This window comes from Devosia sp. Root685, from assembly GCF_001427875.1.
Taxonomy (GTDB): domain Bacteria; phylum Pseudomonadota; class Alphaproteobacteria; order Rhizobiales; family Devosiaceae; genus Devosia.
The window spans coordinates 1084806-1098664 of sequence record NZ_LMHK01000001.1 but is presented as its reverse complement, the minus strand read 5'-3'; the positions used below and the strand labels follow the sequence as shown (position 1 = coordinate 1098664).

Sequence of the window (13859 nt, the reverse complement as noted above, 5' to 3'; positions counted from 1 at the left end):
TCCTCAGCTCTGTCTCCGGAGGCCTCGATGCCGCACAAGACATTCTTTGCCTTCATTCTCCCCTCGCTGATCGCGATGGTGCTGTTTATCGCGCTGCCGATTGTTTCGGTGGTGGTGCAGAGCTTTCACGTCGAGCATGGGCGCATTCTCGTCGAGGTGGAAAGCTGCCAGCCGTTTGGTGGCTGCACCAAGGAAACGCGCGTCGATACCGCTGCCATGGCTGCGCTCAAGGCCGAGCAGCCGATGGGCCAGTTCAACGGTTTTGGGACCTATCTCAATCGCGGGCATCTCGCGGTGAACGAAATTGGCGCCATCCTGGCCAATAACAATGGCTTTGGCGACGTCGTTACCCGCATCTACAATCTGCCTTTCTACAAGGCGCTGAGCTTTACGCTGGTGTTCTGTTTCGTGGTGACGCCGCTCGCCATGGCGCTGGGTTTTGCCATTGCGCTGGCGGTGAACACGCTGCCCAAGGTGACCAAGGGGCCAGTGATCTTTTTCTCACTCTTGCCCATGATCATCACGCCGCTGATCGGCTCGCTGATCCTTTATTGGATGATCCAGCCCAATGGCATTATCGGCGCCAGCCTGCGGCACATTTTTAGCGACCCGACACTGTCGCTGCGTCAATCGCCCCAGCTGACGTGGTTCTCGCTGCTGTTTTACGGCGTCTGGACCAATGCGCCGTTCAGTTTCGTGGTCTTCTATGCTGGCCTGCAAACCGTGCCGGCCGATACGCTGGAATCGGCGATGATTGACGGCGCGTCGCGCTGGGAGCGCATTCGCTACATCGTCATTCCCCATCTTGCCCCGCTCGCGACCTTCGTGGCGCTGGTGCAGTTGATGGACAATTTCCGCGTGTTCGAGCCGATCGTTGGTTTCTCGGCCGAGGCCAATGCGACCTCGCTGAGCTGGATGATTTTCAATGATCTCGCGGGCGACGCGCAGCTTTTCGGCTCGGCCGGTGCGACTTCAGTGCTGACAATTATCGGCGTCGTAATCCTGCTCATGCCGGTGCTGGTCCGCACTTGGCGCGAATTCAACCACAAGGTGGTCTGACATGTCCGAAGCCACGCTTTCTCACAAGCGCCCGCTGGGCCTGAATATCCTGATCGTGGGCTTCATCGTGATCTGGGTGATCCTGGCTGCCTTTCCGTTCCTCTGGACGGTTTGGGGTTCGTTCAAGGTCGAGCCCGATTTCTTCTCCCGCGAGAGCTGGTGGAACGCCATTCTCGGCACCTATACCCAGCGCCAGAATGACGGTTCTTCATTTACTGGCTCGGGCTACTATGGTGCCTGGGTGACCAAGGAATTCTGGCGTGCGGTGTTCAATACGGCCATCGTCACCGTCTCGGTCACCGTGATCTCGCTCACTCTCGGCACGCTTGGCGGCTACGCACTGGCGCGGTCGGGACAGCGCTACGCATTCTGGATCTTGATCCTGGCGCTGGTGTTTCGCGCCATGCCACATATCACCCTGGTTTCGGGCTATCTGCTGCCGTTCTTCCAGCTCAATATCTGGGGCGTGCTGCCCACTTCGATCATCGTGCTGGTCGCCATTAATCAGCCCTTTACGCTCTGGATGCTGCACTCGTTCTTCCTCTCGATCCCTAAGGATCTCGACGAAAGTGCCATGGTCGACGGGTGCTCACGCTTCGAGGCTTTCCGCCGCGTCATTATTCCGGTGATGTGGCCGGGCGTGGTGACGACGGGGCTCTTCAGCTTCCTCCTCGCCTACAACGATTTTGCCGTGACCTCGATGCTGCTCAGCGCCGACAACCAGACCATGGTGCCGAAAATCTCGAGCTTCCTCGGTTCGGTGCAAGAACAGGGCAATGTCATGTTTGCCGTGGCGGCAGTTGTGTCGGCCACCGTGCCGCTCTTCATTCTCGTGCTCTTCTTCCAACGCCAGATCGTTTCGGGCCTCACGGCCGGCGCGGTGAAAGGATAAAATCATGGCCCAGATCCGTCTCAAGAACGTTTCGAAGCGCTGGAACAATTTTGTCGGCGTCGATAATTTCAACCTCGATATCGCCGACCAGGAATTTCTGGTGCTGCTCGGCCCCTCGGGCTGCGGCAAGACTACGACCATGCGGATGATCGCCGGGCTCGAGGAGATCACCGAGGGTGAAATCTGGATCGGCGACCGGCTGGTCAACAAGCTCGAGCCCAAGGATCGGGACATCTCAATGGTGTTCCAGAGCTATGGCCTCTACCCGAACATGACGGTTTACGAAAACATCCGCTTTCCGCTGAAGGTGCGGAAAGTGTCGCAGGAACAGCACCATGAACGCGTCATGGCGGCGAGCAAGATGGTCGAGCTTGACGATTTCCTGCAACGCCGCCCCGCGGCGCTTTCTGGTGGGCAGCGCCAGCGTGTTGCCTTGGCTCGCGCCATCGTGCGCGAGCCCAACGCGTTTCTGATGGACGAGCCGCTGTCGAACCTTGACGCCAAGCTGCGTGTTTCGACGCGTGCCCAGATCAAGAACCTGCACCATACGCTCAAGCGCACCACCATCTACGTGACCCACGACCAGATCGAAGCCATGACGCTAGCCGACCGCGTGGTGGTGATGAACAAGGGGCTGGTGCAGCAGGTCGGTACGCCGATGGAGATCTATGATCGCCCGGCCAATACTTTTGTCGCGAGCTTTATTGGCTCGCCGGCAATGAACCTGATCAAGGGCAGTATCGAAGGCGGCGTCTTCACCGCTGCGGGCATTCGCATCGAGGGACTGACGCCTTCAGTGAAGGGGCCGGTGACGCTTGGCTTCCGCGCCGAGGATGCGACGCTTGCTGAGGCCAATGGGCAGATCGAGGCGCCGATCTACACGGTGGAGTTGCTGGGCGAAGCGACCATGCTGTCGATGCGCGTGGCAGGCGAACTGGTGTCCATCAAGGTCAGCAAGGATTATCGCGCCGAAATTGGCGACATGGCGCGGGTGGCCATTCCCGCTTCGGCTTGCCATCTCTTCGATCATTCAACTGGCGCCCGGATTTCATAAATGGCCGATACGTCCGACCAGACCGCCTATTTTCGCGAGCGGGCGGCAGCGGCAGGGCTTGGCCTGACCGAGACTGAGGCCAAGGGGCTGTTTGGCCTGGCTGCGTGGATGAGCGACGGTCTCGCCGGCCCCGTCGTCGCCGCGTCGGATGACCATGTGCTTGATCTCGATATCGTCGAACTCGGTCGTCGCCTGCGTGATGGACGGCTGACGTCCGTGGCGCTGGTGGAGGCGACGCTGCGCCGGATCGAGGTGCGCGACGCCGCCTATTTAGCTTTCTACGTGGTGGCGTCCGAGCAGGCGAGGGCGGATGCAAAGACGGCCGACGACGAGTTAGCGGCCGGGCGGGATCGCGGTCCGCTACATGGCATTCCTGTCGGCATCAAGGACATGATCGATGTAACCGGCCTTGCCACCACGGCAAATGCACCGGGGCGCCGCGATGCCCTGGCGACAGAGGACAGTGAAGTCGTAAGACGCTTGCGCGAGGCGGGCGCTGTCATCCTAGGTAAGCTTGCGACCTATGAATGGGGCACGGTTGGCCCCGATAAGAGCGGGCTTTTTCCGCCTGCGCGCAATCCCTGGAGCCTGGAGCACATCACTGGCGGCTCGTCGTCCGGCTGCGCCGTGGCGGTGGCCGGCGGGCTGCTCCGCACCACGATAGGCTCCGATACCGGGGGCTCCCTGCGTGGTCCCGCATTCTATTGCGGCGTCGTTGGTTTCAAGCCGACCGTTGGTTCGATCTCCAAGGACGGCGCACTGACCATGTCGCCAAGCATGGATCATATCGGCCCCATGAGCCGCACTGTCGCTGAGGCGGCGCTAACCTTAGACATCATCGCAGGCAAAAGCGGGGAGGGCGCTGCGACGCGCCTGCTCGGCCAGCCCGTCGCTGGATTGAAGATCGGCTATGCCCGCAACTGGTTTGCCAGTGATCAACAAGTGATGCCCGCAGTGGTTACGGCAATGGACGCCGCCGTCTCGCAACTGACCCAGCTTGGCGCTATCGTCACCGAGATCGAACTGCCGGATTATCCGACCATTGAAATCGCTGCGGCAGCGATCCTTCACAAGGAAAGCTTCGATTTCCACACCGACGAGCTGCGCAATCACCCCGACGCCTATGGCCGTCGCGCCTTCCTCAGTCTAGCCGCCGGCTTTGCCATCACCGATGCGGAACTGGCAGTAGCGCGGCAGATCGGCAGCGATTTCACCCAGGCGGTCAACCGGCTGCTCGCCGCCCAGGATGTCATCATCACCGTTGGCGCGCTGACCACGGCTCTTGAAGCTGCACCATTCGAAAAAGAGGCGGTATGGACACCGATGCGCACCATCGGGTTCAACGTTTCCGGCCATCCGGTATTAGCTTTGCCAGTTGGCTTCCATGAGGGCCTGCCCATTGGCATGCAAATCGTGGGGCGGCATCACGACGAGGCGCGGGTAGTTCAGTTTGGACATGCCTTCGAACAAGCCACCGATTTCAGCCTGCAACGCCCGCCGCAACCTTAGTTCACGCGGCAAAAATCACGGTAACACCGGATACACACTTGCAATATTGCATACGTATTCATTATGCTAAATCGAACCATAAGAGGAGCGTCCCATGCCAGTTTGGCTGAAGCGCGGTAAGGATGTCGAGGAGCGGGCGGAGGCGGATCGCCAGGTTCGCGCAACGGTCGAAGGCATTCTCGGCGATATCGAAAAGCGCGGCGACGAGGCCGTGCGCGATCTCTCCATCAAGTTCGACAGGTGGGACCGCAAGGACTTCCGGCTGAGTCAGAAGGAAATCGACGACTGCAAGGCGCAGCTGACCGATCAGGATCTGCACGACATCGAATTCGCGCAGACCCAGGTTCGTAACTTCGCGCAGAAGCAGAAGGCGACGATGCTCGACCTCGAAGTCGAGACCATGCCAGGTGTGATCCTTGGTCATAAGCACGTGCCAATTTCGGCCGTAGGGTGCTACGTGCCGGGCGGCAAATATCCGCTGCTGGCCTCGGCCCATATGTCGGTTCTTACCGCCAAGGTTGCCGGTTGCCCCCGCGTCATCACCTGCGCGCCGCCGTTCCATGGCAAAGCCGCGCCGGCAATCGTTGCGGCGCAGGCCATGGCTGGCGCTGACGAAATCTACGTGCTCGGCGGTATCCAGGCGATTGGGGCGATGGCCATCGGCACAGAGAGCATCAAGCCGGTCGATATGCTTGTTGGCCCCGGCAATGCTTTTGTCGCTGAAGCCAAGCGCCAGCTTTATGGTCGCGTTGGCATTGATCTGTTTGCGGGTCCGACCGAAACACTGGTCATTGCCGACGAAACCGTCGACGGCGAACTCTGCGCCACCGACCTTCTCGGCCAGGCCGAGCATGGTCCGACGAGCCCGGCGATTCTCCTCACCAATTCGGAGAAGCTGGCGCGCGACACGATGGCTGAGATCGAGCGTTTGCTGACGATCCTGCCCACGGCTGACATCGCGAAAAAGTCCTGGGCCGATTTCGGTGAAGTCATCGTCTGCGAGTCTTACGAGGAAATGCTGGCCGAGGCCGATCGCATTGCCTCCGAACATGTGCAGGTCATGACCGACCGCGATATGTGGTTCCGCGATAACCTGTCCAACTATGGCGCGCTGTTTCTCGGGCCGCGCACCAATGTGGCTTATGGCGACAAGGTTATCGGCACCAATCACACTCTCCCCACGATGAAGGCAGCGCGCTATACCGGGGGCCTCTGGGTGGGCAAATTCATGAAGACCTGCACGTGGCAGACGGTGACATCAGACGAGGCTTCGGCCACGATTGGTGCCTATGGTTCGCGCCTGTCGATGCTCGAGGGCTTTGTCGGCCATGCCGAACAGGCCAATATCCGCGTGCGTCGCTATGGCGGTCGCAACGTGCCTTATGGTACCGCCGCTGTACCAACCACGAAGGCTGCTGAATAAATGAACCTGCCGCGGACGCCGACATTTCGCCTCGATGGAAAGCGTGCCCTCGTTACCGGGGGAACGCGCGGCATCGGGCTCGGGGCGTCCGTGGCTCTGGCTGAAGCCGGCGCCGCGGTGACGGTGGCAGCGCGCACGGCGGGCGATGTCGAAAAGGTCGTCAATGCCCTGGCCGACGCCGGCCTTGCGGCAGAAGGCGTGGCCATCGACATCACTGATTTCGACGCCGTTCGCGCTTTTGTGGAAGAGAGCGAGCCCTACCATATTCTCGTCAACTCGGCCGGCACGGCGCGGCACTCGTCTATCGGCGGCATCACCGAGCCGGATTATCAGGCCGTAATGCAGCTCAACCTCGCTGCGACGATCTTTGTTTCCCAGGCCGTCGTGGGGAGATTGCAGGCGACGGGGCAGGGCGGCTCAATCATTAATGTCTCCTCGCAGATGGGCCATGTCGGTGGGCCCAATCGCGCGGTTTATGCCGCCAGCAAACATGCTGTTGAAGGCCTGACAAAGGCCATGGCTATTGAGCTGGGCGCCAGCAATATTCGTGTGAACACGGTGTGTCCGACATTTATCGAAACCGAGCTGACGGCCAAGACCTTGAGCGACCCTGATTTTCGCTCCTGGGTTCTGTCCAAGATTAAGCTCGGACGATTGGGTCGGGTGGAGGACATTATGGGGCCAATCGTCTTTTTGGCCTCGGAGGCGGCGGGGCTGATTACCGGCACTGCGCTCTTGGTGGATGGTGGATGGACAGCGGAGTAAAAAAGTCCGGGGTGACGTCGTCACAGGTGGCGCGCCGCGCAGGCGTGTCGCAATCGGCTGTTTCCCGCACTTTTACGCCCGGCGCTTCCATTTCGCCCAAGACCCGCGCCAAGGTGATGGCCGCTGCCAAGGAGCTGGGCTATCGGCCCAATGCCATTGCCCGCTCGCTGATCACCAATCGCTCGCGCATCATCGCGGTGGTGATGGCTTATCTCGAAAACCTGTTTTACCCCGACGTGCTCGAAGAACTCGGCCGGCTGCTGGCCAAGGAAAACTATCGGCTGCTGCTGTTCACCGGCTTCATGGATCGCGATAGCGACCCGATTTTCGATCAACTGATGCAATATCGCGTCGATGGGATCGTCTTGGCCTCGACCTCGCTGTCGTCCGAGCTTTCCGAAGAATGCGCGGCGGCTGGTATTCCTGTTGTGCTGTTCAATCGAACAACTGAGCGCGATGCGGTTTCGAGCGTGACAACGCGCAATCGCGAGGGCGGACGGCGTGTGGCGGAGTTCCTCGTGGCCGGTGGCCACAAGAAGTTCGGCTATATTTCCGGGCTCGAAAGTTCTTCCACGAACCGCGACCGCTTTGCTGGATACAAGGAAGGCCTCGCCGAGGCCGGGCACACCGAGATCATGGTCGAAGTTGCGAACTATGATCGCGCTGAAGCCGAAGCGGCGGCGCGAAAGATGCTTTCGCGAGAGGATCGGCCGGACGCGCTGTTTGTCGCGAATGACCACATGGCCGTGGCGGTGATGGACGTGGCGCGGCATGAGCTCGGGCTTGCTGTGCCCGAGGATCTATCCATCGTCGGCTATGATGACGTGGGCCCGGCGCGCTGGACCTCTTATGGCATTACCTCAATGAGCCAGCCGCTGAAGCGCATGGTTGAGGCGACCGTCAGCATCCTGATGGAGCAGATTTCGAGCGGTGAAATCGAGGCTGAGCACCGGATTCTCAACGGCGAACTGGTGGTGAGAACCTCGGCTCGCCTGCCCAAAACCGGCGTCATCGACGTCGATGGACGGCGCATTTTCAAACCCGCAAAGAGCTGACAGCATGTCTCCTGCGACATGCTTCCGCCCCTATTGCGACCCATATTGCATACGAATGCAAAACTGTTATTCTGCCACTGGAAAGAGGATGTCACCATGACTCAGAGCAAGACTTGGACCCAGGCCGAAATGGAAAAGCGCCTGGTGCGCTATGCGGATCTGAAGGGTCTGCGCAACGCGTTCATCGACGCGCGGACGCCGGGTTCGGACCGCAAGGAAAACTTCACCATCATTGGGCCCGGTGTTTCCGAGAACAAGGCGCAGGTGGTGCATATCCCTGAGGCCCACGGCTTCAATTTCGGCGCGGCGCGCCAGCCGTTCGGCTGCACCAATTCGCAGCACTCGCACCTGACCGCCGAGACGTTTCTCGTCCATACGGGCAAGTGGCGGTTTGTGTTCGGCGCCAACAAGGACGAGGGCTATCTCGACGTTGAGCCGGGCGACGTGGCGACTGTCCCGACGCATATGTTCCGCGGCTTTGAAAAGCTTGATGAGGGCACTGGCTTCCTCGCCGTGGTGCTTGGACACGACGACCCGGGCAAGGTCGTTTGGGCGCCGAGCGTCTTCAAGATGGCTGAGGATTTTGGTCTGAAGCTGCTCAAGGGCGGCAAGCTGGTCGATACGACGCTGGGCGAAAAGGTGCCGGAAGGCGCTGAGCTCGAACTGCCGCCTGACGCGGCCAAGATGCAGGAACTGGCGACCCCGCCGATGTCCGAGCTGTCGAAATATGCCATCAAGGCGGCTGACATCAAGGGCGATGTTAATTCACCGCTATCCGGCGAAGGCGTTGAAGAAGCTGGCGTTATCGGCGATGTCGATGGGCAGGACGGCGTCAAGGCCGGCCCCATTGTCGGTCACTGGAAGCATGACTTCACTGTGCGTCGCCTGAAGCTCGAAACCGGCGCGACTGTGCCGGCGCATGCGCGTTCCGAGCAGGAAGTGCTGTTTGTGCAGTCTGGCACGCTGGAATTTAACTGGGATGGCGGTTCGCTCATTCTCGGTGCCGGCGATACGCTGACCGTGCCGGTTGGCCTGATGCACGGCTTCCGCAATCCGGCCTCGGCCGATGCGATCATCTTCGTTATCCGCGGTGCCGCCTCGCCGGCCGCGCCGCAATTCGCAACCGCTCAGGCTGCGGAGTAATGCCTCTCACCATGGGGACAGCGAAGAGGCGGCGGAACTGGAGGGACAATGGCAAAGATATCGTCTGAGGCACTGGCGGCCCTGAAAAAGGTTGACACACCAACTGTTTGCAATGCGCTCGAACACGTTATGGGTGGGCGCACGGCGGAGGGTTTCACCAAAATACCGGTGGTTTGCGCTGACCCCTCACTGCCGCCGGTTGTGGGTTTTGCGCGTACGGCAAAGATCCGGGCATCATCTCCGGCGCAGAAGCCGGCCGCCGAGGTTCGTGCCTTGCGAATGCAGTACTATGAGTATGTTTCGGGCGGCGAGGGGCCAACCGTCGCAGTCATCGAAGATACCGATTGGCCGCATGTGATTGGCGGTTTTTGGGGCGAGATGCAGGTGGCCCAGCATAAGGGGCTGGGGGTTGCCGGAACCGTGACCAATGGCGTGTTGCGCGATCTTGGGATGCTCGATGAGGGCTATCAGGTGATCGCGGGGGCTGTGGGGCCGAGCCATGCTTTTGTGCATGTGACGGAGCTCGATTGCCCGGTGACGGTGTTTGGGATGACGGTGCGGCCCGATGACCTGATCCATGCGGATCGTCATGGGGCGGTGGTTATTCCGGCAGAGCACATTGAGCGTATGCCTTGGGCAATCGACGTGGTGATGCGCAAGGAAGTGCCGATTTTGTCGGCGGCGCGGGCGCCAGGGTTCACGATCGAGAAACTGCGGGCGGCTTGGCTTGAGGCGGACAAGATTAGCTAAGCCATTGCCACGCCTCGTGGTTCGAGGGTCGCTATGCTCCCGCCTCACCATGAGGCTACCGAGAGATCAGAGATGAAAAGGGCCGGTGTTTCCACCGGCCCTTTGCTTAGTTCTTCGCCTGCATGCGATCGAGGCGGAGCTGGGCGGCGCGGCGGTGGCCTTCTAGGCCTTCGCTGGCGGATTGGCGGGCGGCGGGTGGGGCGACCTGCTTGACGCCTTCTTCGTCGAGCCACTGGTGGGTGGCGATTTTGACATAGGCGCCGACCCATAGGCCGCCGGTATAGGCGCCGGCGCCCATGGTGGGGAGGGTATGATTGGTACCCGAGCACTTGTCGGAATAGACGACGCTCGCGAGCTCGCCGATGAACAAGCTACCGTAATTCCTCAGCTTTTTGGCAAAGCCCTTGGCGTCGGCGGTGTGCACCTGCAGGTGTTCGGCGGCGATGAGATCGGAATAGGCGATCATCGCGGCTTCACTATCGCAGACGGTGATCTCGCCATAGTTGATCCAGGCTTCGCGGGCGGTGTTGGCCGTCGACAGCGTCTGGAGCTGGGCTTCGACTTCCTTCAACACCGCTTCGGCGAGGGCCTTGTCGGTGGTGATGAGGCCGACGCGGGTGCGGATGTCGTGTTCGGCCTGGGCGAGGAGGTCGGTGGCGATCATTTCGGCATCGCCGGTTTTGTCCGCGACGACAAAAATCTCAGACGGGCCAGCGAGTTGATCGATTCCGACCGGGCCGAAAACCTGGCGCTTGGCTTCGTTGACGAAGGCATTGCCGGGGCCGACGATCTTGTTGACGGCCGGAACGGTCTCGGTTCCGTAGGCCATGGCCGCGATGGCCTGGGCGCCGCCGATGCGGAAAATCCGTGTCGCACCAGAGAGATGGCAGCCGGCGATCATGGCCTTGTGGGCATTGGGCGGCAGGCAGGCGATGATTTCATCGACGCCGGCGACCGTGGCCGGGACGATGGTCATGATCGGGGCGGAGAGAAGGGGGTAGCGGCCGCCGGGGACGTAGCAGCCGACGCGCTGGATGGGGATGACGCGGTGACCCATATGGACGCCGGGCAGGGTTTCGACTTCGAGCGGCAGGATGGTCGCAAGCTGCGCCTGGGCAAATTTGCGAACGTTTTCAATGGCAAACTCGGTATCCCGACGCGTTTGCGGATCGAGTTCGGCAAGGGCCGCTTCGCGTTCGGCAGCGGTGACTTCGAAAACGTCGATGTCGGATTTGTCGAATTTTGCCGAATATTCTCGGACCGCCTTGTCGCCGTTCTTGCGGACATTGGCGATGATTTCGGCGACCAGGGTTTCGACTGGGGCGTTGTCGCTGATCGAGGAACGCTCTGGGGCCTTCACATAGGTGACGCCGGGGAAGGGGGAATTTGTCATTAGCATCGGTCTCCGAAACGACAACGCGAGACGGCAATTGGTTAGCAGACTGCTAACATCGAGCGTCTCCAATAGGCTGAGAATGATCTTGCATACGTAGTCAAAATGCGCCAGTGTTTTTTGGTGAGAGGGGCCTCGATCTTTCGTCGGGGCCAAGCCGTGATCCGGTAGAGATGAATAGCCAAGCCAACGCCGATCTGAAGCGGGACAGTGCAGAAGCGAATGCCATGCCGCTGCTATTGCTGCCCGGCACGGTATGCGACGAGAGGCTGTTTGCGCCTTTGCTGGCGGCGCTCAACCATCCCGATATCAGCGTGTTGCCGATGACCGGAGCGAGGACGACGCAGGACCTTGCGGTCAAGCTGCTGGCGATGGCACCGGAGCGATTTGCGCTGCTCGGATTTTCGCTCGGCGGCATCGTGGCGCTGGAAATGGCGGCGCTGGCGCCGGAGCGGATTGCCGGGCTGGCACTGATCGACACGACGGCGCGACCGGATCCGGAAGCCAATGCCGGGATGCGACGTGCCGCTGTCGACAAGGCGCGGGGCGAGGGGATGGGTGGCTATATTCTTGATAGCTGGGACCGGCTGGTTTCGCCTGAAAATGCGGCAAACGAAAAACTGCGCGAGACCATTCTTGCCATGGCGGTCGATGCTGGGGCGGGGGTTCTGGCCGATCAGTCCGAAGTGGCGATCTGCCGCGCCGATAGCCGGCCGCGGCTTGGTGCGATCCGGGTACCGACACTAATCCTTGCCGGCGCGGACGAGCAGGTTTGCCCGCTTGCCGCGCATGAGGAATTAGCGGCCGGGATTGCCGGCGCCCGCTATTTTATCATTCCAAAAGCCGGGCATTTCAGCCCGCTTGAAAATCCAGCCGCAGTGGCGCGTCATGTCAGTGATTGGCTGGATTGGACGACAGAAAAACTCTCGATAGAGCCGTCACAGACCCAAGGAGCGGAAATGAGCGACGCAACGAGCAATCCCAAGACCAAGGGCGCTTCGCCCGTCGCGGTGGAAAACGTGCTGCAGGTGGAGCGGCACGACTATCCCGACCTGGCGCCGACCAACAGGCCGCGCAGCCAGTCGCTGAACGGTTTTGACGATATCTATACCGACATCGTCGATTACATCATCCGCTGCACCCACAAGATCTGGGACGAGCGCGATATCGGACTGATCTATACCCATTACACGCATAACTGCGTGCTCTATGGCACCACCGGCACGATCTATAATCGTGAAGACGTGGTGCGCGACACCATTCAGCGTCTCGTTTCCTTCCCCGAACGCCGCGGCATGGGCACGCAGGTGATCTGGAACGGCGACGATAAGGACGGCTTTTATACCAGCCATCTCGTGACCGGTTCGGGCCGTCATACCCAATATGGTCATCTTGGCCAGCCGACGGGGCGCCCCTTCGTTTCGCGCACCATTGCCGACTGCATGATCTTTGAAAACAAGATCTATCGCGAATGGGTGGTGGCCGACACCATGGCGATCATTCAGCAGCTTGGGCTCGACCCGCATCATTTTGCGATGAAGACGGCCAAGGCGAAGTTCGACGCCGGTTTGATCTCGCTCGACATCGGCGAAAATCGCCGGTTCCTCGGCCAGACGCCGCCGAACGAAAAGGCCGATACCTCGCTTGCGCATAACGACATCGAGGCGCAGACGATTGAAATGCTGCATGAGGTTTTCACCAAGCGCATGTTCGGCCGCATCGCTCAGGACTATGCGCCGAACGCGCAATATCATGGGCCGCTGATGAAGGAGCTTTATGGCCAGGCGGCCATCATTCATCAGCATCTGGGCCTGATCGGTTCGCTGCCCGACGCGTCGTTTGAAGTGCAGCATGTGGCGTCCAACCCCTGCGAAGAGGGCGGCACCAAGGTCGCGGTGCGCTGGCTGATGGAAGGCCATCACCTTGGCTATGGCATTTTGGGCACGCTGGGCGACCCGACCGGCAAGCGCGTGCAGGTGATGGGCATGAGCCACTACCATTGGAAGAATGGCAAGATCGTCGATGAATGGAACGTCTATGACGAGTTGAGCCTGCTTGTTCAGGTCAAACTCGGGCAACTGGCGGCAGACGCAGGCGCCGCTCAGTAGGGTTCTGCGAGTTGGACTGGGGCCGGTGCCGCGCACCGGCCCTTTTCGTTTGGTGCTCTTCGCGAAAGCGAACAATGGGAGAGGCGACCCAAAGGATCGCCTTCCGCATCGGTCCGCTCAAGGGGCCATCTGGAAGTCCTTCGGACCATCCCAGTTCGGCTTCGGATCGTTATTCGGTGCGTCCTGGATGTCCTTAGGCCCCATGAAGCCACCGCCACCGCCACCGCCGTTGCCGGGGGCGTCTGCAATGGCGGAGTCGTCATCGCTCGAGAGCGACGCCGTGTAGCCGGCCGGAATGGTGCCAATCACGCGAATGACGGCGATCTGATTTTCAATTCCCGGCCAGGCACAGACGGCCTGGCGAACATCGAAGTAGTCGCAGGAGACTGCAACGGTGGGCGTTTGACAGCTTACGGACTGACCGGCAGCCGAGAAAATGCCATCGTGGCGTTCGCACCGATATTCGAAAGCATCGACGGTGCTGCTCATCAGGCGGGTCGCCGCCTGGGCCGGCGTGGCGACGGCCGCAATGCCGGCCATGGCCACAACGAGGGAAATGGTGGTCGAGAAGATTTTGGTCATTTCGTCATCCTTGGTTTCTGCACTGGGTGAGTGCGTTTTTCGATGACGGCGGTAATAACGAAGCCGAGTTCACGCTGCCGTGAACCAGAGGTTTAGGTGCGGTTCATCTGCAGAAGGCGCGCAGCG

At 60.6% G+C, this 13859-nt stretch carries 12 protein-coding genes; 10 read left to right on the top strand and 2 right to left on the bottom strand.

The genetic code is table 11. The features are described from left to right. Positions 1 to 27 precede the first annotated feature (27 nt). The 9 genes from ASD83_RS05285 (at position 28) to ASD83_RS05245 (ending at position 9650) form a co-directional block, all read left to right on the top strand. Positions 28 to 1059, top strand: coding sequence for a carbohydrate ABC transporter permease (locus ASD83_RS05285; RefSeq protein ID WP_056308599.1), 1032 nt, complete (start codon positions 28 to 30; stop codon positions 1057 to 1059). Between the two features lies 1 nt (position 1060). Continuing rightward, complete coding sequence (locus tag ASD83_RS05280) at positions 1061 to 1951, top strand: carbohydrate ABC transporter permease (protein WP_056308597.1); 891 nt, start codon at positions 1061 to 1063, stop codon at positions 1949 to 1951. A 4-nt stretch (positions 1952 to 1955) separates the two neighbouring features. Beyond that, positions 1956 to 3005, top strand: coding sequence for an ABC transporter ATP-binding protein (locus tag ASD83_RS05275; protein ID WP_056308595.1), 1050 nt, complete (start codon positions 1956 to 1958; stop codon positions 3003 to 3005). Next, entirely contained in the window at positions 3006 to 4514 is a 1509-nt protein-coding gene (locus ASD83_RS05270; RefSeq protein ID WP_244489108.1) for an amidase, read from the top strand. A gap of 94 nt (positions 4515 to 4608) precedes the next feature. Then, positions 4609 to 5937: a histidinol dehydrogenase gene (gene hisD, locus ASD83_RS05265; protein WP_056308593.1), complete on the top strand. Its 1329-nt coding sequence runs from the start codon at positions 4609 to 4611 to the stop codon at positions 5935 to 5937. Then, positions 5938 to 6702: an SDR family NAD(P)-dependent oxidoreductase gene (locus ASD83_RS05260; protein ID WP_056308591.1), complete on the top strand. Its 765-nt coding sequence runs from the start codon at positions 5938 to 5940 to the stop codon at positions 6700 to 6702. A gap of 11 nt (positions 6703 to 6713) precedes the next feature. Next, positions 6714 to 7757, top strand: coding sequence for a LacI family DNA-binding transcriptional regulator (locus ASD83_RS05255; RefSeq protein WP_244489107.1), 1044 nt, complete (start codon positions 6714 to 6716; stop codon positions 7755 to 7757). A gap of 96 nt (positions 7758 to 7853) precedes the next feature. Then, a complete protein-coding gene (locus ASD83_RS05250) occupies positions 7854 to 8900 on the top strand; it encodes a cupin domain-containing protein (protein ID WP_056308587.1) in 1047 nt (348 codons plus the stop codon). Between the two features lie 48 nt (positions 8901 to 8948). Next, a complete protein-coding gene (locus tag ASD83_RS05245) occupies positions 8949 to 9650 on the top strand; it encodes an RraA family protein (protein WP_056308585.1) in 702 nt (233 codons plus the stop codon). Positions 9651 to 9756: 106 nt separating this feature from the next. On the opposite strand, the gene hisD (ASD83_RS05240) is transcribed toward ASD83_RS05245, so the two are convergent. Beyond that, the gene (gene hisD, locus ASD83_RS05240; protein ID WP_056308583.1) at positions 9757 to 11043 is read right to left on the bottom strand and encodes a histidinol dehydrogenase; all 1287 of its coding nucleotides are present in this window, start codon (positions 11041 to 11043) and stop codon (positions 9757 to 9759) included. Positions 11044 to 11216: 173 nt separating this feature from the next. Here hisD (ASD83_RS05240) and ASD83_RS21270 point away from each other — a divergent pair, with 173 nt between their 5' ends. Continuing rightward, positions 11217 to 13151 (top strand): alpha/beta fold hydrolase, encoded by a 1935-nt coding sequence (locus ASD83_RS21270; RefSeq protein WP_244489106.1) that lies wholly within the window; start codon positions 11217 to 11219, stop codon positions 13149 to 13151. Positions 13152 to 13268: 117 nt separating this feature from the next. On the opposite strand, the gene ASD83_RS05225 is transcribed toward ASD83_RS21270, so the two are convergent. Then, complete coding sequence (locus ASD83_RS05225) at positions 13269 to 13733, bottom strand: hypothetical protein (RefSeq protein ID WP_056308581.1); 465 nt, start codon at positions 13731 to 13733, stop codon at positions 13269 to 13271. Positions 13734 to 13859 lie beyond the last annotated feature (126 nt).

Bases quoted from the DNA above. Each gene is read 5' to 3' on its own strand.
- ASD83_RS05285 (WP_056308599.1), top strand. From the start codon at position 28: ATGCCGCACAAGACATTCTTTGCCTTCATTCTCCCCTCGCTGATCGCG.
- ASD83_RS05280 (WP_056308597.1), top strand. From the start codon at position 1,061: ATGTCCGAAGCCACGCTTTCTCACAAGCGCCCGCTGGGCCTGAATATC.
- ASD83_RS05275 (WP_056308595.1), top strand. From the start codon at position 1,956: ATGGCCCAGATCCGTCTCAAGAACGTTTCGAAGCGCTGGAACAATTTT.
- ASD83_RS05260 (WP_056308591.1), top strand. From the start codon at position 5,938: ATGAACCTGCCGCGGACGCCGACATTTCGCCTCGATGGAAAGCGTGCC.
- ASD83_RS21270 (WP_244489106.1), top strand. From the start codon at position 11,217: ATGAATAGCCAAGCCAACGCCGATCTGAAGCGGGACAGTGCAGAAGCG.
- hisD (WP_056308583.1), bottom strand. From the start codon at position 11,043: ATGACAAATTCCCCCTTCCCCGGCGTCACCTATGTGAAGGCCCCAGAG.
- hisD (WP_056308593.1), top strand. From the start codon at position 4,609: ATGCCAGTTTGGCTGAAGCGCGGTAAGGATGTCGAGGAGCGGGCGGAG.
- ASD83_RS05250 (WP_056308587.1), top strand. From the start codon at position 7,854: ATGACTCAGAGCAAGACTTGGACCCAGGCCGAAATGGAAAAGCGCCTG.
- ASD83_RS05225 (WP_056308581.1), bottom strand. From the start codon at position 13,733: ATGACCAAAATCTTCTCGACCACCATTTCCCTCGTTGTGGCCATGGCC.
- ASD83_RS05270 (WP_244489108.1), top strand. From the start codon at position 3,006: ATGGCCGATACGTCCGACCAGACCGCCTATTTTCGCGAGCGGGCGGCA.
- ASD83_RS05245 (WP_056308585.1), top strand. From the start codon at position 8,949: ATGGCAAAGATATCGTCTGAGGCACTGGCGGCCCTGAAAAAGGTTGAC.